General features: G+C 65.0%; 2 protein-coding genes. Both read right to left on the bottom strand.

Annotated elements, in window-relative coordinates:
- Positions 1–200: 200 nt before the first annotated feature.
- Positions 201–11,618, bottom strand: coding sequence for an amino acid adenylation domain-containing protein (locus ACZRN6_RS29155; protein ID WP_464009458.1), 11,418 nt, complete (start codon positions 11,616–11,618; stop codon positions 201–203).
- Positions 11,615–24,538: an amino acid adenylation domain-containing protein gene (locus tag ACZRN6_RS29150; RefSeq protein WP_464009457.1), complete on the bottom strand. Its 12,924-nt coding sequence runs from the start codon at positions 24,536–24,538 to the stop codon at positions 11,615–11,617. Before ACZRN6_RS29150 ends, ACZRN6_RS29155 begins: the two co-directional genes overlap by 4 nt.
- Between the last annotated feature and the right edge of the window lie 234 nt (positions 24,539–24,772).

The raw sequence follows: 24,772 nt of genomic DNA, 5'->3' as shown, positions 1-24,772 counted from the left end.
GAAGACGTTGAAGTTGGTCCGGCTTTTGGCTCGGAGTACATATCCGTTTTTTGGTAACGGCTGATATTGATTCCGCCCTTACAGCGGCTCACTTTTGAACAGCGCAAAAGTAAGCAAAACGCTCTTGCCCCACCACCCAGGTGACCCGCTGTAAGAGCGGAACCATAAGCCGCCGTTACCGCAGCAACGGATATGTACCCTCACAAAACCCGCTCCCCAGCAAAAACCCCATCCCCCCACCAAGCCGCCAAACTCAACACATTCGGCGCCTTGAGCAACGAAAAATGATTCCCCGGCCCGTACCAGACCTCCAACGACCCGGTGCACCCGCGCCACCCCTCAACCATCAACCCCTGCTCCCGCTGATTCCCCGCCACATCCAGCGCCGGATCCTGCGCCAACACCAACCGCACAACCCCCTCATACCGCCGAACAGGCCGATAAACCGTGCGCAACGCCGACGCATAAGTGCGCGTCGGCCCATCCATCGCACCCACCAACGACCGCGCAGGCAACAGCCCAACCCCCACCATCCCCGCATGCAACAACCGCCGCTGCTCCACCTCATCGCACCCGGCAAAACCCACCGCATCAATCCCAAGCGACTTACCCGAAGCCACCTGCATCGATTCCACCAACCGCAACAACGCCCCGGTCGTGGTATAGGGCCGGCCCACCACCCCACTCCCACCGGGCGCCTCGCTGTCGATCAACGTCAACGACGCCACCTCACGCCCCAGAGCCTGCAACCGCGTGGCCATCTCAAACACCACCCAGCCACCAAACGAATGCCCCACCAGATGCACCGGCCCCAAAGGACACTCCTGCTCCAACGCCTGCAAATAACAGCACGCCGCCGCCTCGACCTGACTGTGCGGCACCGCCTTCCCATCCAGCCCACGCGGCTGCAACCCAAAGATCGGCCAGTCGCGGCCCAGCGCTTCAGCCAGCCCCACAAACCCGGTCACGCTATCCCCCGCCCCCGGCACACAGAAGACCGGCGCATGCCCGGCACGGCCACTCTGGATCCGCAGCAACGGCTGATGCACCGCCACATCCGGCGCCTCACTCGATGCCAATGCATCACCCAGCGCCTGCCCCAGCGCCTGGATATGCGGCGCCTGCATCATGCTCTGGTGATCCCCCGGCACTTCAATACGGCGCAATTGCCCCACGGCCAGTGCCGCATCCCAACCCAGGTCCAGGCTGCGCCGCGACAGCTGCGTCGGCCGCTGTGCGGCGCTGAACAAGTGCACCGCCAGCGGCATCGGGAACAAGCTGTAATGCGCCAACGCATGCCCGTGCCCGACTTCCCGCTCGATAAAACTCAACAGGTCCGCGTCCGTTGCCGCCGCCATCTGCGCGTACAACAAATGCCGATCGCGGCAGCGTTGCAGCACGCCAGCAAAGTCCAGCTGCCCAACCTGCGTTTCCAGTTGCCCAAGGCTTGCCAATTCATCCACACCTCCCTGTGCGTTCCAATACGCCGTGCACTGCAACAGCAAATGCCGTTTGAGGGCGTCCGGCCCGGCCCAGCGCGCCTTGCCCTGGTCGGTCAGGCGCGGCACGTAGCTGTCGATCAACCCGAGGAACGCCACCGGCTCATCCAACCCCTGCAGCTGCATCGCCACTTCATAAGCCAACACCCCACCAAACGACCAACCCGCCAGTCGATACGGCCCATGGGGTTGCACCGACCGAATGATCCCCACCAGCCGCGCCGCCAGGCCTTCCATGGTCTGCAGCTGCGCCTCACCAAGGGGCGCGCCGGGCAAGCCATAGATCGGGTAGTCTCCCGGCAGGTGCCGGCCCAACGCCGGAAAATACACGTCCATGCCGCTGAACTCGTGCACCAGAAACAACGGCGGTTGGCTACCGCCGGAACGTACGGTGATCAGCGAGCTGTTGTCCTCGCGCGCCGTACGCTGGCCGAGCATCGCGGCCACCGAAGCCACGCTGGCATGCTGGAACAGCTCCGCGAGCGATACCGCAAGCCCCGCTTCTTCCATCAGGTTGACCAGCCGGATCGCCAACAACGAATGCCCGCCCAGTTCAAAGAAACTGTCATGCCGACCGACCTGCTCCAGCCTCAACACCTCGCACCAGAGGCGGGCCAGGGTCTGTTCCAGCTCGTTCGCCGGTGCCTCGAACCCACGGCTTGCCAGCGCCTCCATCGTGGGCACCGGCAGGGCCTTGCGGTCGATTTTGCCGTTGGCCGTCAGCGGCATTTTTTCCAGCGGCACATAGGCCGACGGCACCATGTAGTCCGGCAGGTGCCGCAGCAGGTGGCCGCGCAGCACATCGATGGCGAGCGGTTCGCCGCAGTAGTACGCCACCAGGCGCTTGTCCCCCGGCACATCCTCCCGCGCCAGCACCACCACCTCCTTGATCCCGGCACAGGTCGCCAGGCTCGCCTCGATTTCGCCCAGCTCGATGCGAAAGCCGCGAATCTTCACCTGGTCGTCATTACGCCCAATGCACTCCAGCAGTCCGTCCGCCGACCAGCGCCCGAGGTCGCCGGTGCGGTACAACACACCCTCGCCAAACGGATCGTCGACAAACTTCTCGGCCGTCAGCCCTGGCCGGTTCAGATACCCCTTGGCCACGCCGTGCCCGCCAATGCAGATCTCCCCGACCACGCCCAGCGGCACCGGCTGCAAGTACGCATCCAGCAGGTAGATTTGCGTGTTGGAAATTGGCCGGCCGATGGGCACGCTTTCGGCATCGGCGGCAATGGTTTGTACTTCATATGTAGTCGCGTAAGTCGTGGTTTCAGTCGGGCCGTAGCAGTGCACCAACCGCAGCGCGGGCGCCTGGGCCAGCAGGCTGCGAAACGCCGCCGGGTCCGCTCGCTCGCCGCCGCACAACAGGATGCGCAGCCCGGCCAACGCGTCGGGAATCAACTGCACGTACTGATTGAAAAGCGCAGTGGTGACAAACAGGATCGTCGCCCCGCCCGCCTTCAGTGCCCGCCCGAACGCGCCCGGGTCGAGCACAGTGGCATGGTCGGTCACCCACACCTGGCCGCCGTTGAGCAAAGGGCCCCACACGTCCATGGTGCTCGCATCGAACGCCGGGTTGGAGGCGAATGCCACGCGGTCATGGGCAGTGAAATCGGCGTAGCCGTTATTGATCACCAGCCGGGTGATGCCCCGGTGCGGCACCAACACGCCTTTGGGGGTTCCGGTGGAACCGGAGGTGTACATGATGTACGCCACACGCTGCGAGGACTGCGACAAATCCGGGTTGTGGCTCGGTTGCGGCTCCGGCGCCAGGGTGTCGAGGTCGATGCGCCGGGCCGGGTAATCCACGGGCGCGCTGCTATGGGTCAACAGCCACACCGCGCCGCTGTCCTGCACCATGAAGGCCTGGCGTTCGGCCGGGGCGTGGATGTCCAGCGGCACATAAGCCGCCGCGCATTTGAGGATCGCCAGTTGGCTGAGTAGCAGGTCGACCGAGCGTGGCAGCAGGATCGCCACGTGGTCGCCGGGCTGCACGCCCACGCTGCGCAGATGGTGCGCCAGTTGGTTGGCGCGAATATTCAGCTCGCCGTAATGTAGGACCTGTTCGCCATGCACCACGGCAACAGCGTTCGGGCGCGCCTGGGCCTGGGCCTCAAACAAACGCTGCACGGTATGTTCATGAGGGAACACGCGCCGGGTAGCGTTGAATTCCACCCGCAGTTTTTCACGCTCCGCCGGCGGCAGGATCGACAGTTGGCTGATCGCCGTCCCGCTATGGTGTTCCAACGCCTGCATCAGTTGTTCCAGCGCGACATGCAGGTATGCACAGAGGCGTGGCGCGCCCTGCCCCATAGCGTCAAGGGTGAACCCGTCGCCCAGGTCATCCACACTCATAGACAGCGCAAAGTTGCTACGCTCCTCGGCCTTGAGCACGTGCATGCCCTGCCAGGCCTGGGCCACCTCACTGGCTTGCGGCGCACTGTGGCGATAGTTGAACAGCACACTGAACAGCGGCGTGTTGGCCGCCAGCCCGCTGCAACGCTGGGCCAGGGTCAGCGGCGCATGCTCATGACTGAGCAGTTGGGTCAGCCGTGCATGGGTGGCCATCAACGCCGCGTGCGCCGTGAGCTCACCCAGGTCGACCCGCAGTGGCAAGGTGTTGATGAACACGCCCAATGCGCGCTCGGCGCCTTCGCCGCCCTGCAGCCGGCCCAGTAACACGGTGCCGAAAACCACCTGCTCGCGGCCCGATACCTTGCCCAACACCTGGGCCCAGGCCAGGTGCATCAGGCTCGCGACACTCACCCCAAGGTGACGCGCGAGGGTGCGCAGGCGCCGGTCCAGCAGCGGGTCGACGCCCAGCCGGGCCTGGAGCGCTTCCCCGGGTGCATTCAGCGCCAGCGTCGGTTCATCGATATCCCCGAGCATCTCGCGAAAGAACCCTTCGTGCTCTTGCTCACGCATCCCCAGCCGCGTCTGCGCCACATAGTTGCGATACGGCACCGCCGCGCCCAACTGCTCGCGACGGCCCAGCAGGCAAGCCTGCATTTCGTGCTGCAGCACTTGCAGTGCAACGTGGTCCATCACAAGGTGATGGAACAGCAACAGCGCAACCACCCGCTGGTTGGCCGGGTCCTCGGCGTACACCAGGCGCATCAACGGCGCCTGGGCCAGGTCCAATCGGTGCTGGCCGAAGCGTGCCTGCAATTGCCCCAGTACATCGCCCGTCACCTCAATCGCCTCAACCCGCAACGACGCGCTGCGCCACACCACCTGCAGCGGCTCCGCCAGCCCGTCCCAGTGCATCGACGAGCGCAAAATGTCATGCCGCTCGATCACCGCATGCAACGCCTGGGCAAACGCGTCAAGGCGCTCAACGCTGGCAAAGGCGAACTGCGCCTGCAACAGATAGGCGTCACCCTGCTGCACCGCCCGGTGGTGGTACAGGATCCCGGCCTGCAACGGGGCCAGCGGGTAGATGTCCTGTACGTTGGCCGCGCCGCCGGGAATCGTCGCCACCAGACGGTCGATGGCGGGTTGCTCCAGGCTCACCAGCGTCAGCATGTCCGGGGTGATGTGCGTGCAATCGGCCGCAATGCCATTGCCCGGCACCGCCACTTCGCGGCCACCGCCCACTGCTGCCGCCAACGCCGCAAGCGTCGGCTGGCCAAACAAAACCTTCACATCTGCCGACAGGCCGGCCCGGCGCATACGGCCGATCAGGCTGGCGGCAAGCAGCGAATGGCCACCCAACTCGAAGAAATTATCGTGACGGCCGACCCGCTCCACCGTGAGCAGATCCGCCCACAGGCCGGCCAGGGTGATTTCGGTTTCACCCACAGGCGCGACGTATTCCCGGGCGATCACCGACTCCAGGCCCGGCGCCGGCAGTGCCTTGCGGTCGAGCTTGCCGTTGGGGCTCAACGGCAACGCGTCCAGGTGCATGAAGGTCGCCGGCACCATGTAGTCCGGCAGGTGTTCCAGCAGGTGACTGCGCAGGGCATCGATTTCGGCCTGCACGCCAGTGTAGTAAGCCACCAGCCGTGAATCACGGGCGACGACGGCGGCTTCGCTGATCTGCGCAAACTGGAGCAGCCGCGCCTGAATCTCGCCGAGTTCGATACGCAGGCCACGGATTTTTACCTGGTCGTCATTGCGGCCCAAGTACTCGATATTGCCGTCCGCCAGGTAGCGCCCGACATCGCCGGTGCGGTACATGCGGCCTGCGCTGAACGGGTCCTTGAGGAAGCGTTCGGCGGTGAGTTCCGCACGGTGCAAGTAACCCCGTGCGACTTGCACGCCACCGATAAACAGCTCGCCCACCACGCCCAATGGCACGGGCTGTAACTGCCCGTCCAGCAGGTACAGCCGGGTGTTGGCAATCGGCATACCGATGGGCGTGTTGTCTGGGGTGACAGGCCCGGCGCAATCCCACGCCGTCACGTCCACCGCCGCTTCGGTAGGGCCGTAGAGGTTGTACAAACCGATCCCTGGCAATTGCTGTTTGAAGCGGCGCACCAGGCTGCCGGGCAAGGCTTCACCGCTGCACATCACCCGCACCAAACCGGCACTTTGGCTGACATCGCCATGGGCCAGGAACACCTCCAGCATCGAGGGCACAAAGTGCAAGGTAGTGATCTGCTCGGACTCAATCACCTCACACAGGTAGGCCGGGTCTTTATGCCCGCCGGGACGGGCCATCACCAACCGGGCGCCGGTGAACAGCGGCCAAAAAAACTCCCACACCGACACGTCAAAGCTGAACGGGGTTTTCTGTAACACCGCGTCCTGCGTCGTGAGCCCGTACTCGTCCTGCATCCACAGCAGGCGGTTGACCACGCCCGCGTGCTCGTTGATCACGCCCTTCGGTTGGCCGGTAGAACCCGAGGTGTAGATGACGTAGGCCTGATGCTGCGCAGTCAGCCCCGCCACCCACGGATTCTGCACAGGCTGGTGCTGCCAGGTGTGCTGGTCCAGATCGACCACCGGCACCGTCACGTTGCCCAGCAGCGAAAGGGTTTCACCCTGCACCAGCACGGCTGCCGGGGCGCTGTCCTGGAGCATGTAGGCAATACGCTCCAGCGGGTACGCCGGGTCCAGGGGTACATAACCACCGCCCGCCTTGAGGATCGCGAACAGGCCGACAACCATCTCCAGCCCGCGCTCGACGCAGATCGCCACCCGCGAATCGGGCTGTACACCCAGCTCACGCAGGTGGTGCGCCAACTGGTTGGCCCGCTGGTTCAGCTCGGCATAGGTCAGGCACCGCGCGCCTGTTTTCACCGCCAGCGCGTCGGGCGTGCGTTCCACTTGGGCCTCGAACATACCGTGCAGCGTCTGGTCGAGGTTGTACGCCACATCGGTGGCGTTGAAGTCGAACAGCAGGTGCTCACGCTCCTGCTCGTCCAGCAACTGCGCATGCTCCAGCACCGCCTGATCGTTATCGACCATGGCCTGCAGTACGCGGATGAAGTAGCCGACATACCGCAGCATCGTCGCCTCATCAAACAAAGCGGTGGCATATTCCAGCGTGCCGCGAATTTCACCCCGGGCCTCGCCCAGGTTCAGCGACAGGTCGAACTTGGCAAAGTGGCTGTCCTCCACGATCCCTTCAAGGCTCAGGTCGCCCAGGGCCAGGGCCGGCGCGTCGCTGTCCTGCCACGTCAACATCGTCTGGAACAGCGGGCTGTGGGCCAGGCTGCGGATTGGCCGGGTGATTTCCACCACCTGTTCAAACGGCAGGTCCTGATGGGCCTGGGCCTCCAGGGTCAGCCCCTTGACCCGCGCCAGCAGCGCCTCGGCGCTCAACTCACCCGAGGTATCGATGCGCACCGCCAGGGTGTTGACGAACAACCCGATCAAGCCTTCCACCTCGGCCCGCTGGCGGTTGGCGACCGGCGAGCCGATCACCACCTCCTGCTGCCCGGCCAGGCGCGTCAACAATGAAGCCCACGCGGTCATCATCAGCATGTACAGGGTGGTGCCGTGGCGTTGATTGAGCGCTTTGAGCCCGGCGCTCAGGCGTTCATCCAGGCGTACGTCGACGCTGCTGCCGGCATAGTCCTGCTGGGCCGGGCGTGGACGGTCGGTAGGCAGCATCAACAGGGCTGGCGCGCCGGCGAGGGTTTGCTGCCAGTAACTGCTCTGGCGGTGCAGCACCTCGCCACTGAGCCACAGGCGCTGCCATATGGCGAAGTCGCTGTACTGGATCGGCAGCGCCGGCAATGGATCAGCCTCACCGTGGCTGAAGGCCTGGTACAAGGCCATCAATTCGCGGGTCAGCACGCCCATGGACCAGCCATCGGATACGATATGGTGGAGGGTCAGCAGCAGCACGTGATGGTCGTCGGCCATGATGACCAGCCGCCCGCGCAGCAGCGGGCCGCGTTGCAAATCGAAAGGTGCCGAGGCTTCGCCCTGGATCAACGCGTCCAGCACCTGCTGGGCTTGCGGGTGGCAGCGCAGGTCCTGCACTTGCAGGGGCATCACCTCTTCAGGCGGCACGATCAGCACGTGGGCGTCGTCATCCTGCTGGGCAAAACGACTGCGCAACGTCTCGTGCCGCGCGACGATCCGCGCCAGCGCGCGTTGCACGGCATCAACGTGCAACTGCCCGCGCAGGCGCAGGCCGATCGGGATGTTGTAGGCGGTGTTGGCGCCTTCCATCAGCGCCAGAAACCACAGGCGTTGTTGGGCAAACGACAACGGCACGTCCGCATCGCGGGCCGCCGGCAGGATATCCGGCAAGGTGCTGCGCCCCGCTTGGGCCAACACCTGCGCCACCGCCGCCAGTTCGGCATTGGCGAACAGCTCACCCAGCGCCAGGTCGACACCCAGGCGCTGGCGCACCTGGGACACCATGCGCATGGCCAGTAACGAATGCCCGCCCAGTTCAAAAAAATGATCCTGGCGCCCGACGCGCTCCACCTGCAGCACCTCGGCCCAGATTTGCGCGAGGACGGTTTCGATATCGCCCTGGGGCGCCTCGTATTCGCGGGTGAAGACAGCGGCCAGGTCCGGCTTCGGCAGCGCCTGGCGGTCCAGTTTGCCGTTGGCGGTAAGCGGCAATGCGTCGAGCTTGACGTAGGCCACGGGGACCATGTAGTCCGGCAAGTGCGCCACCAGGTGCGCGCGTATCTCGCCCACTTCAAGGGCGTCGAACTGCGGGTTTTCGGTGAAGTAAGCCACCAGCCGTGCGTGGCCGGGCTGGTCTTCACGGGCCAGCACCACGGCTTCCTGAAGACCCGGCAACTGGTTGAGGCGGGTTTCGATTTCTCCCAGTTCGATACGCACGCCACGGATTTTCACCTGGTCGTCGTTGCGGCCCAGGTATTCGATATTCCCGTCCGGCAACCAGCGCGCCAAGTCGCCGGTGCGGTACAGGCGACCCTCGGTGAACGGATCATCGAGGAAGCGTTCGGCAGTCATTTGCGGGCGGTTGAGATACCCCCGCGCCACACCCTTGCCGCCCACATACAGTTCACCGGCAACGCCCAGGGGTACCGGGCGCTGTTGAGGGTCCAGCAAGTAAACCCTGGCGTTGGCGATAGGTTTGCCGATGTGCAACGGCTGGCCGGGCTCGGTCCGGCCAGAGGTGGCGACCACCGTGGCTTCGGTGGGGCCGTAGTTGTTGATCACCTCGAAACGCTGGGCACGGGGGAACTGGCGCAGGCGGTCGCCGCCAATCAGCAAGGTACGCAGGGTTGGGTGTTCGATGTTTTGGCTGAACGCATATTCGGCCACGGGCGTGGGCAGGAAGCACACGTCCAGCGGCTGCGCGCGCCACCAGTCCAGCAGCGCATCAATGTCTTCGGCACCGTCGTGGGCCGGCGGCAGGTGCAAGGTGGCGCCCACGCACAGGGCCGGCCAGACTTCCCAGGCCATCGCGTCAAAGCCGAAACCGGCAACGCTGGCGGTGTGCCGGCCCGCGCACAGGTCAAACGCGGTGCAATGCCAGCCCACCAGGTTGGCCACGGTGTGATGCTCCACCATCACGCCCTTGGGCAGGCCGGTGGAGCCGGAGGTGTAGATCACGTAGGCCAGGTTGGAGGGGCTGACGGCGACTTGGGGGTTGCTGGCCGAATGGTGATGCCAGGTGAAACGGTCGAGGTTGATCACCGGCACGTCGAGCGCCGGCAGGCGCTCCAACAGCGCTTGCTGGGTCAGCACCGCAACGGGTGCGCTGTCAGTGAGCAGGTAGTTCAGGCGCTCGGCCGGGTGCGACGGGTCCACCGGCACGTAGCATGCGCCGGACTTGAGGATCGCCAGCAACCCGGCGAGGGTGTCCAGCCCGCGCCGGGCGACGATGGCCACCCGGTCGTCGGGCTTTACCCCAAGCGCCAGCAGGTGATGGGCCAGCAGGTTGGCTTGTTGATTCAACTCGGCGTAGGTCAGTTGGCGGCCCTGATACACCGCGGCTACCGCGTCCGGGGTCCGCAGGGTTTGCGCCTCGATGCGCCCGTGCAGGGTGGTGCCCTGGGGGAAGTCGGCGGCGGTCGCGTTGTACTGCTCCAGCAGTTGACGCTGCTCGGCCTCGGGCAGCACCGGCAAGCGATTCAATGAGGTTTGGGGTGCGTGTTCCAGCGCCTGTACCAGGCTTTCCAGGGCGGTTTGCAGGTAGCCGCACACCCGCCGCGGGTCAACCTGGGCGCTGGCCAACAGGCTCAGGCTGAAGTCTTCGCCCAGGTCATCGACGCTCAACGTCAACGGGTAATTGGTGCGTTCCTCGGAGCGCAAGGCTTGAATACCCTGCCAGGCCGAGACCGCCTCGGCACTCGCACCACCCGCGCTATGGCGGTAGTTGAGCAACGCGCTGAACAGCGGCGTCGGCGCCACCACGCCGCTGCACCGCTGGGCCAGGGCCAGCGCCGCATGTTCATGGCGCAGCAACGTCGTCAGCCTTGCATGCGTAGCCCTGACCCCGGCGCGCACGTCGTCGGCGCCCACATCCACCCGAAACGGCAAGGTGTTGATAAAGATCCCCAAAGCGCGGTCGGTGTCGTGGCTGCCCTGCATGCGGCCCATCAGCACCGTACCGAACACCACCTGCTCCTTGCCCGCCAGTACCCCCAGCACCTGGGCCCAACCCATGTGGAACAGGCTGGCAGCGCTCACCCCCAACTGGCGGGCCTGGGCGCGCAAGCGCCGGCTCAATGGCGCGGCCAGTGGCTGGCTGATCTCCTGGATGTTGTCACCGTCGCCCTGCACATCCTGCAGGCCGTAGGGCAAGGTGGGCTCGCTGATGTCGCCGAGCATCTGCCGGAAGAAACCTTCGTGCTCCTGCTCGCTGATGCCCAGGCGCGCCTGGGCGACATAGTTGCGAAACGGCACGGCCTGGCCCAACTGGCCAGCCTTGCCCAACAGGCAGGCTTGCATCTCGTGGCAGACCACTTCCAGGGCGCTGTGGTCCAAGGCCATGTGGTGGAACAACAGCATCGCCACCACGCGCTGGCCGGCCTCATCCCAGGCCCGCACCAGTTGCAGCAGCGGTGCGCGGGTCACGTCCATGCGGTAGTGGCGGCCATCGTACAAGTGGTGCAGCCGGGCGGCGATATCGCCCTCGGCCGCGTCCAGCTCAATCGCCTGCACCGCCAGGCGCGCCCTGCGCCACACCACTTGCGACGGCTCTTCCAGGCCTTCCCACACCACCCCGGTACGCAGGATGTCGTGGCGGTCGATGACCTGTTGCAGGGCCTGGGCAAAACCCTCGAAACGTTCAAGGCTGTCGAAGGCAAACAGCGACTGCATGATGTACGGGTCGCCGTGTTCGGCACTGACGTGATGATAGAGAATGCCTTCCTGCAACGGCGCCAGTGGGTATATGTCCTGCACATTGGCCACGCCACTGTCGACCGTTTCGATGATGCGATCGATCGACGCCTGGCTCAGTCTCGACAAGGTCAACATCGCCGGGATAATGGCGGCGGCGCCCGCCGGAATGCCATTGGCCGGCACCTGCACGTCACCGGCCTTGGTGGCCGAGTATCCGCCGGCCTTGATCAGCTCGATCAGCGCCGGCTTGTGTTCGCGCAGCAAGGCCAGCAGGGTCGGGTCGCTCAGGGCCTGTTTGTTGCCCTGCACCGACAACTGATCACCCTTGAGCGCCAGTTGCACATCCCTGGCCTTAAGTGTCGCCAACAGTTCGATGATGCTCACAGGACGATCTCCATTCGTTCGGTAATTGCGGCGTAGCCGGCCAGGGTCGGTTGTTCAAACAGCCCCCGCACATCGGCTTCCATGCCTTCCTGGCGCAAGCGCCCGATCAAGCTGACAGCCAGCAACGAGTGCCCGCCCAGCTCAAAAAAGTTGTCGTGGCGCCCTACCCGCTCCACCTTCAGCAGCTCGGCCCACAGGCGCGCCAGGGTGATTTCGGTGTCGCCTTGCGGGGCGTCGTATTCGCGCACGATCAGTGATTCCACACCCGGTGCCGGCAGCGCCTTGCGGTCAAGCTTGCCGTTGGGGCTCAGGGGCAACGCCTCCAGGTGCACGAACACCGCGGGCACCATGTAGTCCGGCAAACGTGCCAGCAGGTGCGCCCGCAACTGTTCGATATCCGCCTGCACACCGGTGTAGTACGCAACAAGGCGTTCGTCGCGGGCCAATACGGCGGCTTCGTTGACGTGCGGGTACTCGGTCAGGCGCGCCTGGATCTCCCCCAGTTCGATGCGCAGGCCACGGATTTTCACCTGGTCGTCGTTGCGGCCCAGGTACTCGATATTGCCATCCGGCAGGTAGCGCCCCAGGTCACCAGTGCGGTACATGCGGCCGGGGTTGAACGGGTCCTTGAGAAACCGCTCGGCCGTCAGTTCAGGACGGTGCAAGTAGCCGCGCGCCACTTGCACACCCGCAATAAACAGCTCGCCCACCACCCCCAGCGGCACCGGCTGCAACTGGGCGTCCAGCAGGTACAGGCGGGTGTTGGCAATCGGCTTGCCAATGGGCGTGTTGTCCGGCACTTGGGGCCTGGCGCAGTTCCAGGCCGTCACGTCCACTGCCGCCTCGGTCGGGCCGTAGAGGTTGTACAAACCGATACCGGGCAACTGCTGCTTGAAGCGTCGCACCAGGCTGCCGGGCAACGCTTCGCCGCTGCACATCACCCGCAGCAGCCCGGCACCCTGGCTCACATCGCCATGGGCCAGGAACACGTCGAGCATCGACGGCACAAAATGCACGGTGGTGATCTGTTCTGCCTCGATCACCTCGCACAGGTAGGCCGGATCCTTGTGCCCGCCAGGGCGCGCCATGACCAGTCGCGCCCCCGTGAACAAAGGCCAGAAGAACTCCCACACCGACACGTCGAAGCTGAACGGGGTTTTCTGCAACACCGCGTCAGTGGCGCTGAGGCCGTAGGCGTCCTGCATCCAGAGCAAACGGTTAACCACGCCTGCGTGCTCATTGATCACACCCTTGGGCTGGCCGGTGGAACCGGAGGTGTAGATCACGTAGGCCTGATGTTGCGCAGTCAGCCCCGGCACCCGCGGATTATGTAAAGGCTGGTGCTGCCAGGTGTTCTGGTCCAGGTCCACTACCGGCACCGCGACTTCACCCAGCAGCGCGCGGGTAGCACCCTGCACCAGCACCGCCGCAGGCTTGCTGTCTTGCAGCATGTAGGCCAGGCGATCCAGCGGATAGGCCGGGTCCAGCGGCACATAACCACCGCCGGCCTTGAGAATCGCGAACAGGCCGATGACCATCTCCAGGCCGCGCTCGACGCAAATCGCCACCCGCGAATCCGGCTGCACGCCCAGCTCACGCAGGTGCCGGGCCAACTGATTGGCCCGCTCGTTCAGCTCGCGATAGCTCAGGCATTGCGAGCCGGCCTTTACCGCCAAAGCATCGGGCGTGCGCTCCACCTGGGCCTGGAACATACCGTGCAGCGTCTGCGCCAGGTCGTAATCGACCTGGGTAGCGTTGAATTCGACCAACAGTTGCTGGCGCTCCGCAGCAGCCAAAATCGGCAGGCGATCGAGTGGTTGCTGCGGTGCGTGTTCCAGGGCGTCGACCAGTTGCGTCAACGCCATCTGCATATAACCGCAGACCCGCTGTGCACCCACCTGCGCCAGGGTCAATGCGGTGAAGTCATAACCGTCGCCCAGGTCATCGACGTTCAGGGTCAGCGGGTAGTTGGTGCGCCCGTCGTTGGTCAGGGTGTGCATGCCTTCCCAGGCGTGCTGTGCGCCCAGTGAACGGGTGGCGCCGCCGCGGTGGCGGTAGTTGAGCATCGCGCTGAACAGTGGCAACGGCGCCGCCACCCCGCTGCAACGCTGGGCCAGGGCCAGCGATGCGTGTTCATGCCCCAGCAGCGCGGTGAGCCGGGCATGGGTGCTGCGCACACTGTCGCGCACCCCTTGCCCGTCGATATCCAGGCGCAGCGGCAAGGTGTTGATGAACACGCCAAGGGCCCGGTCTGCCCCCTCGCCGCCCTGCATCCGGCCTACCAGTACCGTGCCGAACACCACGTTCGGCTTGCCCGAGGTGACAGCCAGCACCTGCGCCCACGCCAGGTGAAACAGGCTCGCGGTGCTCACACCCAGCAGGCGTGCCTGGGCGCGCAAGCGACGGCACAGGCCAGCGTCCAGGTGGTGGCTCGACTCCTCGATATCGCGGCCGTCGCCCTGCACATCCTGCAAGCCAAACGGCAGCGTCGGCTCGTGAATATCACCGAGCATCTGGCGGAAGAACCCTTCATGCTCCTGCTCGCTGACACCCAGCCGCGCCTGGGCCACGTAGTTGCGGTACGGCATGGGCGCGGCAAGCGGTGCGGCGTGGCCCAGCAGGTAGCCCTGCATTTCCCGCAGCACCACGTCGAACGCGGTGTGGTCCAGCACAATGTGGTGATACAGCAGCACCGCCACCACGCGCTGATTGGCCGGGTCATTGGCATACATCAGGCGGATCAGCGGGCCTTGGGTGATGTCCAGCCGGTAGCGCCGGGCGTCGAAACGCTGATGCAGGCCGGCCAGCACATCGCCTTCCAGGTGCAGCGCTTCGACCTTCAACCCAGCCTTGCGCCATACCACCTGCACCGGCTGCGCCAAGCCTTGCCAAACCACACCGGTGCGCAGGATGTCGTGGCGATCGATCACCTGCTGCAAGGCGCGCGCGAAGGTATCCAGGCGCGCCTGGGTGTCGAATGCCAGGTGTGATTGCAGCAGGTACGGGTCGCCCTGCTCCGCGGTGATGTGGTGGTAAAGAATGCCCTCTTGCAACGGCGCCAACGGGTAGATGTCCTGCACATTGGCGGCGCCACCCGGCACGCTGGCGACGATCTGATCGATGGTCGGCTGGTCCAAATCCACCAGCGACAGCATCGACGGTGTGATGCGCTGGCAATCGGCGCCGATGCGGTTGACCGGCACCACCACTTCCCGGCCACTGCCCACCGCCGCTGCCAAGGCGGCCAACGTAGGCTGGCTGAACAGCACCCGCACGTCGGCGCTCAGGCCCACCTGGCGCATGCGCTCGATCAAACTCACCGCCAGTAACGAATGGCCACCCAGTTCAAAGAAGTGGTCATGACGCCCCACCTGCTCCACTTGCAACACCTCGGCCCAGATGCGCGCCAGGGTGGTTTCCACTTCGCCGTGCGGCGCTTCATATTCACGGCTGAGGATGGCGGCCTGAGCCGGCGCGGGCAGAGCCTGGCGGTCGAGCTTGCCGTTGGCGGTCAGCGGCCAACTGTCGAGCTTGACGTAAGCCACCGGCACCATGGCCGCGGGCAGCTGGCTTTGTAGTTCGGCACGCAGGGTTTCGATGCCCAGCGGGGTGTATTCGGTGAACCAGGCGACCAGCCGCCCGTCGCGTACCAGCACCACGCCTTCCTTGACGCCGTCGATAGCCGCCAGGCGGGTTTCGATTTCCCCGAGTTCGATGCGCACGCCACGGACTTTTACCTGGTCGTCGTTGCGGCCCAGGTACTCGATATTCCCATCCGGCAACCAGCGCGCCAGGTCTCCGGTGCGGTACAGCCGGCCCGGGTGGAAAGGGTTGTCGAGGAAGCGTTCGGCGCTCATCTGCGGGCGGTTCAAGTACCCGCGTGCGACACCGCTGCCGCCTACATACAGTTCGCCCGCTACGCCCACCGGCACCGGACGCTGTTGTGCATCCAGCAGGTACACCGTGGCATTGGCCATCGGCGTGCCGATATGCAGCGGCTGGCCAGCGTGCACGCGACCAGAGGTGGCAACCACCGTGGCTTCGGTGGGCCCGTAGTTGTTGATCACCGCGAACCGTCGCTCAACGGTGAACTGGCGCAGGCGATCACCGCCGATCAACAAGGTGCGCAGGCTTGGGTGCTCCAGGTTCTGGCTGAAGGCGTACTCGGCCACCGGCGTCGGCAGAAAGCTCACGTCCAGCGGCTGGGCCAGCCACCACGCCAGCAGTTCGTCGATGTTTTCATTGCCGACATGGGCCGGTGGCAGGTGCAAGGTCGCGCCTGCACACAATGCCGGCCAGACTTCCCAGGCCATGGCATCAAAGCCGAACCCGGCGACGCTGCTGGTGTGGCTGTGGGCATGCAGGCCAAACGCTTCGCAGTGCCAATGCACCAGGTTTTCCACGGTGCGGTGTTCCACCATTACCCCTTTGGGTTGGCCGGTGGAGCCGGAGGTGTAGATCACGTAGGCGAGGTTTGCCGCAGTCAGGCTGGCGACATGCGGATTGGTCGCCTCGGGATAGTCGCCCTGCAGGTCGACAATGGCGACGTCACCGAGTACGCCACGGGTGTTTGCCTCGGCCAGGACTGCGACCGGGGCGCTGTCCTGCAGCAGGTAAGCGATGCGCTCGGCCGGGTAAGTCGGGTCTACCGGCACGTAGGCGGCGCCCGATTTTAGAATCGCCAGCAACCCCACCAGCATCTGCGGGCCACGTCGGCAGCAAATCGCCACGCGGTCGTCGGGCTGTACGCCCAAATCCAGCAGGTGATGGGCCAGTTGGTTGGCGCGCTGGTTGAGCTGTTGGTACGTCAACGACTGGCCGTCCTGAATCACTGCAATCGCCTGCGGCAGGCGCTCCGCCTGGGCTTCGAAAGCGCCGTGCAGGGTTTGCCCTTGCGGGTAAGCGCGAGCGGTGGCGTTGAAGGTGCGCAGCAGCTTTTCGCGCTCTGAAGCTGGCAGGACCGGTAACTGGTTCAGCGGCGCTTGCGGCGTTTGCTCAAGCGCGTCCACCAGTTGCTCCAGCGCACTGTGCATGTAGCCGCACAGGCGCTGCGCACCGATGGATTCGAGCGCCAGCACCGTCAGGCCAAAGCCCGCACCCAGGTCGTCCACGCTCAGGGTCAGCGGGTAGTTGCTGCGTTCTTCACCGCCGAGCAACTGCACGCCTTCCCAGATGCCGTGGCCGTCGCGGGCCATTTCACCCGGCGTGCTGTGGCGGTAGTTGAGCAAGGCACTGAACAACGGCATCGACGCCGGCACGCCACTGCAACGCTGGGCCAGCGCCAGGGACGCATGTTCATGGCCGAGCAGCGCGCTGAGGCGGGAATGGGTTGCCTTGACCCCGGCGCGTACTGCGTTGGCACCCACATCAACCCGCAACGGCAAGGTGTTGATGAACATGCCCAGTGCCCGGTCGGCGCCCTCGCCGGCTTGCATGCGGCCCATCAACACGGTGCCGAATACCACCTCCTGGCGGCCCGCCACGAGGCCGAGGACTTGAGCCCACGCCAAGTGCATCACGCTTGCAGCGCTGACGCCCAACTGCCGGGCCTGCTCGCGAACCCGCAAGGCCAATGCCGCCTCCACCGGCCGTTCAGCCTCTTCAATATCCCGGCCATCGCCCTGCACATCCTGCACGCCAAAGGGCAGCGTGGGCTCGTCGATATCGGCGAGCATGTCACGGAAGAACTGTTCATGCTCCTGGGCGCTGACGCCCAAACGGGCCTGGGCCACGTAGTTGCGAAACGGTGCGGCAACCGGCAACTCATCTGCCTGATTGAACAGGAACGCACGCATTTCCTGGCCAACCACTTCCATGGCGGTGTGGTCCAGCGCCAGGTGATGGAACAGCAGGATGGCTGCGACGCGCTGGTTGGCCGGGTCCTGCGCGTAGACCATGCGCAGCAAGGGCGCCTGGGTGATGTCCAGGCGATAGCGACGAGCGTCGAAGCGTGCGTGCAGTTGTTCGATCACGTCGCCATCGGCCGGGTCCAACACAACGTTTTGCACCACCCGTTCGGCATGGCGCCAAACCACTTGCACCGGGCTGTCCAGCCCTTCCCACACCACGCTGGTACGCAGAATATCGTGGCGCGCCACGACCTTTTGCAGTGCGCCCATGAAGGCCTGCAAACGCTCGACACTGTCAAACGCCATGCGCGATTGCAGCAAATACGGGTCGCCCTGCTCGGCGCTGATGTGATGGTAAAGAATGCCTTCCTGCAACGGTGCCAGCGGGTAAATGTCCTGCACGTTGGCCGCGCCGCCCGGCACGGTGGCCACGATGCGGTCGATGGCTGTCTGGTCCAGCTTGACCAGGGTCAGCATCGACGGCGTGATGCGCTGGCAACCCGGCGCAATGCCGTTGGCCGGTACCGCGATTTCCCGGCCACTGCCCACCGCCGCCGCCAACGCCGCCAGGCTTGGCTGGTTGAACAGCACCCGCACATCGGCGCCCAGCCCGGCCTGGCGCATGCGCTCGATCAGGCTTACTGCCAGCAAGGAATGGCCGCCGAGTTCAAAAAAGTGGTCAAAGCGCCCAACGCGCTCAACCTTCAAGATGTCCTGCCAGATCTGCGCCAGCAGGGTTTCCACCTCGCCCTCGGGCGCCTCGAAACCGCGGTTCAACAGTGAATCCTGATCGGGCGCCGGCAGGCCCTTGCGGTCCAGCTTGCCGTTGGCTGTCAGCGGCAACAGTTCCAGCCAGACGTAGGCCGACGGCACCATGTAATCCGGCACACGGCTTTGCAGGTGTGTGCGCAACGCTTCAATGTTCAATGGCGCCTGGGCGGTGTAGTACGCCACCAGGCGCTTGTCGCCGGGCTCGTCTTCGCGGGCCAGCACCACCGTGTCTTTCACGCCTGGGAAACCTGCCAGGCAGCTTTCGATTTCACCGGGTTCGATACGGAAACCACGGATTTTAAGCTGATGGTCATTGCGGCCCTGGTACAGCAAAGTGCCGTCCGCCTGCCAGCTCGCCAGGTCGCCGGTGCGGTACAGCAGGCCGTCGCCGAACGGGTCGACAATAAATTTTTCGGCGGTCAGTTGCGGCTGGTTCAGGTATCCCTTGGCCACACCCGCACCACCGATATACAGCTCACCGACCACGCCCAGCGGCACCGGTTGCTGCCGCGCATCCAGCACGTAGGCGCGGCTGTTGCCGATCGGCCGGCCAATCGGAATACCGCCCTCACCCACCGACTTGATCTCGAAGGTGGTAGAGAACGTGGTGGCCTCGGTGGGCCCGTAGCCATTCAGCAAATGCTGTGGCGCGCCATGTTCAAGCACCCGACCGATCACCTGCGGGTCGAGCACATCGCCACCGACGATCAGGTAGCGCAGCTGGCGGAACATTGGCATCAACGCATCTGCGTATTGGTGAAACAGGCCGGCGGTCATCCACAACACGCTGACCGATTGCTCCTGCAATAACCCAGCAAACGCAGCCTGGGACAGCAGCGTGGCGTGCTCCACCACGACCACGCAGCCGCCATTGAGCAACGGCGCCCATACGTCGAGAGTGCTGGCGTCGAACGCCGGGTTCGAGGCAAAGGCCACCCGGTCACGGTGGTTGAAGTCGGCGTAGCCGTTGTTGATCACCAGCCGCGTGACCGCGCGGTGCGGAACCTGCACACCCTTGGGGGCGCCGGTGGAGCCGGAGGTGTACATGATGTACGCCACGCTTTCGGCAGACTGGGCCAGGTTCGGGTTATGCGCTGGCTGCGTGTCGAGTTCCAGTGTGTCGAGGTTGTTCAGCACGTGCCTGGCGCAGCTGTCTTGCACCATGAAGGTTTGGCGCTCGTCAGGCGCGTTGATGTCCAGCGGCACGTACACCGCCGCACACTTGAGGATTGCCAGTTGGCAGACCAGCAAATCGATGGAGCGTGGCAGTGCGATGACCACGCTGTCGCCGGGTTTTACGTCTTGGCCGATCAAAAAGTGAGCCAGGCGATTGGCCCGCAGGTTGAGTTCGCGGTAACTCAGCGACGCCTCGCCGTGCACCACGGCCACGGCTTCCGGGCTGGCCAGTGCCTGGGCTTCAAAGAACCCGTGAACCGTGCTGCCGGCCGAGTAGTCGCGGGCGGTCGCGTTGAAATCCACCAGCACTTGCTGCCGCTCGGCGCAAGGCAGCACAGACACCTGGTGCAACGCTGTGGTCGGTGCCTGTTGCAGTGCCGTCACCAGGTTGCGCAAGGCACTGAGCATATAGTCGCCAACGCGTTGCACAGCCACTTCGGCCACGCCTTGCACCGTCAGGGCAAACCCCACACCGAGGTCGTCGACGTTCAGCACCAGCGGGTAGTTGCTGCGCTCCTCGGAACCGAGAATCTGGATTCCGGCGTCGATAAACGGGCTGGCCCCGGGCGTTTCGCCCGGGGCACTGTGGCGGTAATTGAGCAAGGTACTGAACAGCGGCAACGCAGCGGACACACCACTGCAACGCTGGGCCAGGGACAGCGACGCATGCTCATGCCCCAGCAACTGCGCCAGCCGCGCATGGGTGGCGCGCACGCCGGCCTGCACACCGACCGCACCGACATTGACCCGCAGCGGCAGGGTATTGATGAACATCCCCAGCGCCCGGTCGGCGCCCTCGCCGCCTTGCATCCGGCCCAGCAGCACCGTGCCGAATACCACGTCTTCCTGGCCCGACACCTGGCCAAGGACTTGCGCCCACGCCAGGTGCACCAGGCTTGCCGCGCTTACGCCGAGCTGGCGGGCCTGCTCGCGCAGGCCCAGGCACAGGGCCGGGTCCAGCGGCAAGTGTGCTTCTTTTACACCGCTGCCATCGCGATTCACATCGTGCAAGCCGAAGGCCAGGGTCGGCTCGTCGATATCACCAAGCATCTCGCTGAAGAACGCTTCATGTTGCGCGGCGCTCACGCCGAGGCGCGCCTGGGCCACGTAGTTGCGGTACTGCACCGCGTCCGGCAATTGCCCCGCGCTACCGGCGAGGCTGGCGCTCATTTCTTCCACCAGCACTTGCAGCGCGGTGTGGTCCAGCAGGATGTGGTGCAGCAGCAGGATGCCGACATGGCGGCCCTGATCCTCGGCGTAGGCAAACCGCATCAGCGAGGCGCGAGACAGGTCGAGGCGGTAGTGGCGTGGGTCAAAGCGTTGTTGTAGTTGTGCCAGCACGTCGTTTTGCGGGTCGACATCGACACGTTCAACCACCAGCAGCGCCTGGCGCAAGACCACCTGCACCGGCTCGTCCAGGCCCTCCCAGACCACGCCGGTACGCAGGATGTCATTGCGCTCGATCACGCTTTGCAACGCACGGATAAACGCCTCGACCGGCTCCTGGCCGCTGAAGCTGAACTGCACCTGCAACACGTAGGGATCGCCTTCGGTGGTCGCCAGGTGGTGGTAGAGAATGCCGGCCTGTAACGGGGCCAGGCCGTAGATGTCCTGCACGTTGCCGATGCCGCCGGGGACGCTGGCGACGATATGGTCGATGGCCTGTTGGTCCAGCTCCACCAGCGGCAGCATGTCCGGGGTGATACGCCGGGTTGTTTGGTTGATCAGGTTGGCCGGGACCTGCACTTCATGCTGCCCGCCCACCGCTGCGGCCAGCGCGGCCAACGTCGGCTGGCCGAACAGCACGCGCACATCGGCGCCGAGTTCCAGTTGGCGCATGCGCTCGATCAGCTTGACCGCCAGCAATGAATGGCCGCCCAGCTCGAAAAAATTGTCCTCGCGCCCCACCCGGTCGACCTTCAGCAGGTCTTGCCAGAGGTTGGCGATCGCAGTTTCCACTGCGCCTTGCGGTGCTGCATAACTACGGCGGGCCAAGGCTTCGGCGTCGGGGGCCGGCAAAGCCTTGCGGTCGAGTTTGCCGTTGGTGGTGAGCGGGAACGTGTCCAGCAGCACAAAGGCGCCGGGCACCATGTATTCGGCCAGGGACAGCAGCAGGTGGTCGCGCAGTTCAGCGGCGCTGGGCACGTGGGCCTGCTGCGGGATCACGTAGGCCACCAGGCGCTTGTCACCCGGCGCGTCTTCGCGGGCAACCACCACCGCTTCACGCACGCCTTCGCAGGTGGCCAGGCGCGCTTCGATTTCCCCCAGCTCGATACGGAAACCGCGAATTTTTACCTGGTCGTCGTTGCGCCCCAGGTATTCGACACTGCCGTCGGCCAGCAGGCGGCCGAGGTCGCCGGTCTTGTACAGGCGCTGACCGGTGACGGGGTTTGCCAGAAAGCGTTCGGCCGTCAGTTCATCGCGGTTGAGATAACCCCGCGCCACGCCGGCACCGCCGACGTACAACTCGCCCACCACGCCCATCGGCACCGGCTCGCGGCGGGCGTCCAGCACATACAGCTGCAAGTCGGGAATACGCACGCCAATCGGGCTCACGCCGACCAACTGTGCATCCGCCGCCCCCAGCGCACGATAGGTCACGTGCACGGTGGTTTCGGTGATGCCGTACATGTTGACCAGGCGGGTACCGGCGTTGGTCACCCGGGCGTACCACGGCTTGAGGATGCCGGGCTCCAGGGCTTCGCCGCCGAAGATCACCTGGCGCAGCGAATGCAACTGTTGGCTGCGGCCCTGTGCCGCGATCAACTGGCGGAACGCGCTCGGCGTCTGGTTGAGGATGCTCACGCCGGCTTCACACAGCAGTGCATAACACTCATCCGGCGCACGGCTGACCCACTGCGGCACCACCAGCAACTGCCCGCCGTGCATCAGCGCGCCCCAGATTTCCCACACGGAGAAGTCGAAGGCAAACGAGTGGAACAACGCCCAGGTGTCGTTCGCGTTGAACTTGAACCAGTGCTCGGTGGCGCTGAACAACCGCGCCACGTTGCGGTGTTCGATCATCACGCCCTTGGGCAGGCCGGTGGAGCCGGAGGTGTAGATCACGTAGGCGAGGCTGGACGGGTTGATCGCAACGTTGGGGTTAACGATGGGCTCGTGCTGCAGGCTGTTGAGGTCGATCGACGTGACGTCGCCCACCAGAAAGCGGGTGTTGCCCTGCACCAGTACGGCCACCGGCGCGCTGTCTTGCAGGGTGTAGGCGATGCGCTCCTGCGGATAGGCCGGGTCAATCGGCACGTAGCCCGCGCCGGCCTTGAGGATGCCCAGCAGGCCGATGATCATTTCCAGGCCGCGTTCGACGCAGATCACCACCCGGTCGTCGGGGCGAACGCCGTGTTTGAGCAGGCCATGCGCGACCTGATTGGCGCGTTCGTTCAGCTCGCGGTAGCTCAGGCGCTGCTGTTCGAAGCGCAGCGCAATGGCTTCGGGATGGCTGGCGGCGTGCGCTTCGACTTGCTGGTGGATCAGTGCGCAATCGGCATAGTGCTGCGTGCTGGCATTGAGGCCGTGCAGCAGGTGTTGGCGTTCGGCGGCGGGCAGGATGCCCAGGCTGTGCAGCGGTGCCTCTGGCGTTTGCTCCAGCGCCAGCACCAGGTTTTCCAGCGCGGTATGCAGGTAATCGGCAATACGCGTGGCACCGATCGAGGCGTCTACCATCACGGTAAAGGCAAAGCCCTCGCCCAGGTCATCGACGTTGACCGTCAGCGGGTAGTTGGTGCGCTCTTCGGCGCCCATCACCTGAATGCCGTCGGCGATGTCGATCACCGCCTGGGTGTCCGAGGCATCGCTGTGACGGTAATTGAGGATCGCGCTGAACAACGGCGTGGGTGCGGCCACGCCGCTGCAACGCTGGGCCAGGGCCAGGGAGGCGTGTTCGTGGTTGAGCAATTCGGCCAGGCGTTGGTGGGTGGCTTGCACCGCGTCGCGCACGCTGTGTTCGCCCACATCCACCCGTAGCGGCAGGGTGTTGATGAACATACCCAGGGCCTGGTCCGAACCCTCGCCGGCGCCCATGCGCCCGAGCATTACGCTGCCAAATACCACGGCTTCGCGGCCGCAGACCTTGCCCAGCACCTGGGCCAATGCCAGATGCATTACGCTGGCGGGGCTGACGCCCAACGGCCGGACCAGGGCCCTCAGGCGGCGGCTTAGATCGCCGTCGACGCCGATGCGGGTCTCTTCGATACCATGGCCATCGCCCTGCACATCCTGCAAGCCGAACGGCAGGGTTGGCTCGTCGATGTCGGCCAGCATCTGGTGAAAGAACGCTTGGTGAGCCTGTTCGCTGACGCCGTGGCGGACCTGGGCGATGTAGTTGCGAAACGGCACAGGTGCGCCGGCCTGCTCGGTCTGGCCGGCGAGGTACAGCTGGATTTCGCGGCGCACCACGTCGAGGGCGGTGTGGTCGAGAATGGTGTGGTGGAACAACAGCATCGCAACCACCCGCTGGTTGCGCGGGTCTTCGGCAAATACCAGGCGCAGCAGCGGTGCCTGGCCGAGGTCCATGCGGTAGTCGCGGGCGTCGTAGAGCGTTTGCAACTGGGTCAGCACGTCGCCGTCCAGGCGGGCCTCTTCGCAGGCCAGCGAGGCGTTGCGCCAGACCACTTGCAGGGGTTCGTCGAGGCGATCCCAGGCCATCGAGGTGCGCAGGATGTCGTGGCGGTCGATGACCCATTGCAGGGCCTGGGCGAAGGTTTCCAGGCGGGCCCGGCTGTCGAACACGAACTGCGCGTGCAGCACGTAGGGGTCGCCCTGTTGGGCTGAGAGGTGGTGGTAGAGCATGCCTTCCTGCAGCGGCGCCAGGGGGTAGATGTCTTGCACATTGGCTGCGCCGCCGGGGATGCCGGCGACGATGCGGTCAATGGCAAGCTGGTCGAGGTTGACCAGGGGCAGCATGTCCGGGGTGATGCGGTAGGCCGGACTGAGCCAGTCGCCGCCGTGTTGGGCGACGAGGTCGAGCAATTGGGGTTTGTGAGCGATCAGTTGGTCCCAGAGGGCGTTATCCAGCGCGTCGTTGTCACCCAGGATGATCAGGTCGCCTTCTTCCATTTGCAGGCGGATCGGGTAGGTGGAGAGTGCTGCCAGTAATTTGCTGAACTGCATGAAGGGTAACCTGCTTTTTTGAGTCGGATACGGTTGAGGAGAAAGTCCGTTTTCAGCTGTCGCGTACGTACCCCGGCGATCGAGCGGGGGTTGCTGGGAGGCCCGGTTTAAAGCTCGGGCGCGGCCAGGGCCGGGGGATTTCCCGCAGGGTTGGGAAATTAGAGGATTCGGCAGGCGGGGGGTGACATGGGAAGCGGGGACAAAGGGGATGGTGTTGGGAAACTTTCGTATTTA

The organism is Pseudomonas sp. A125, from assembly GCF_055409485.1.
This window is presented reverse-complemented; position numbering and strand designations above follow the sequence as displayed.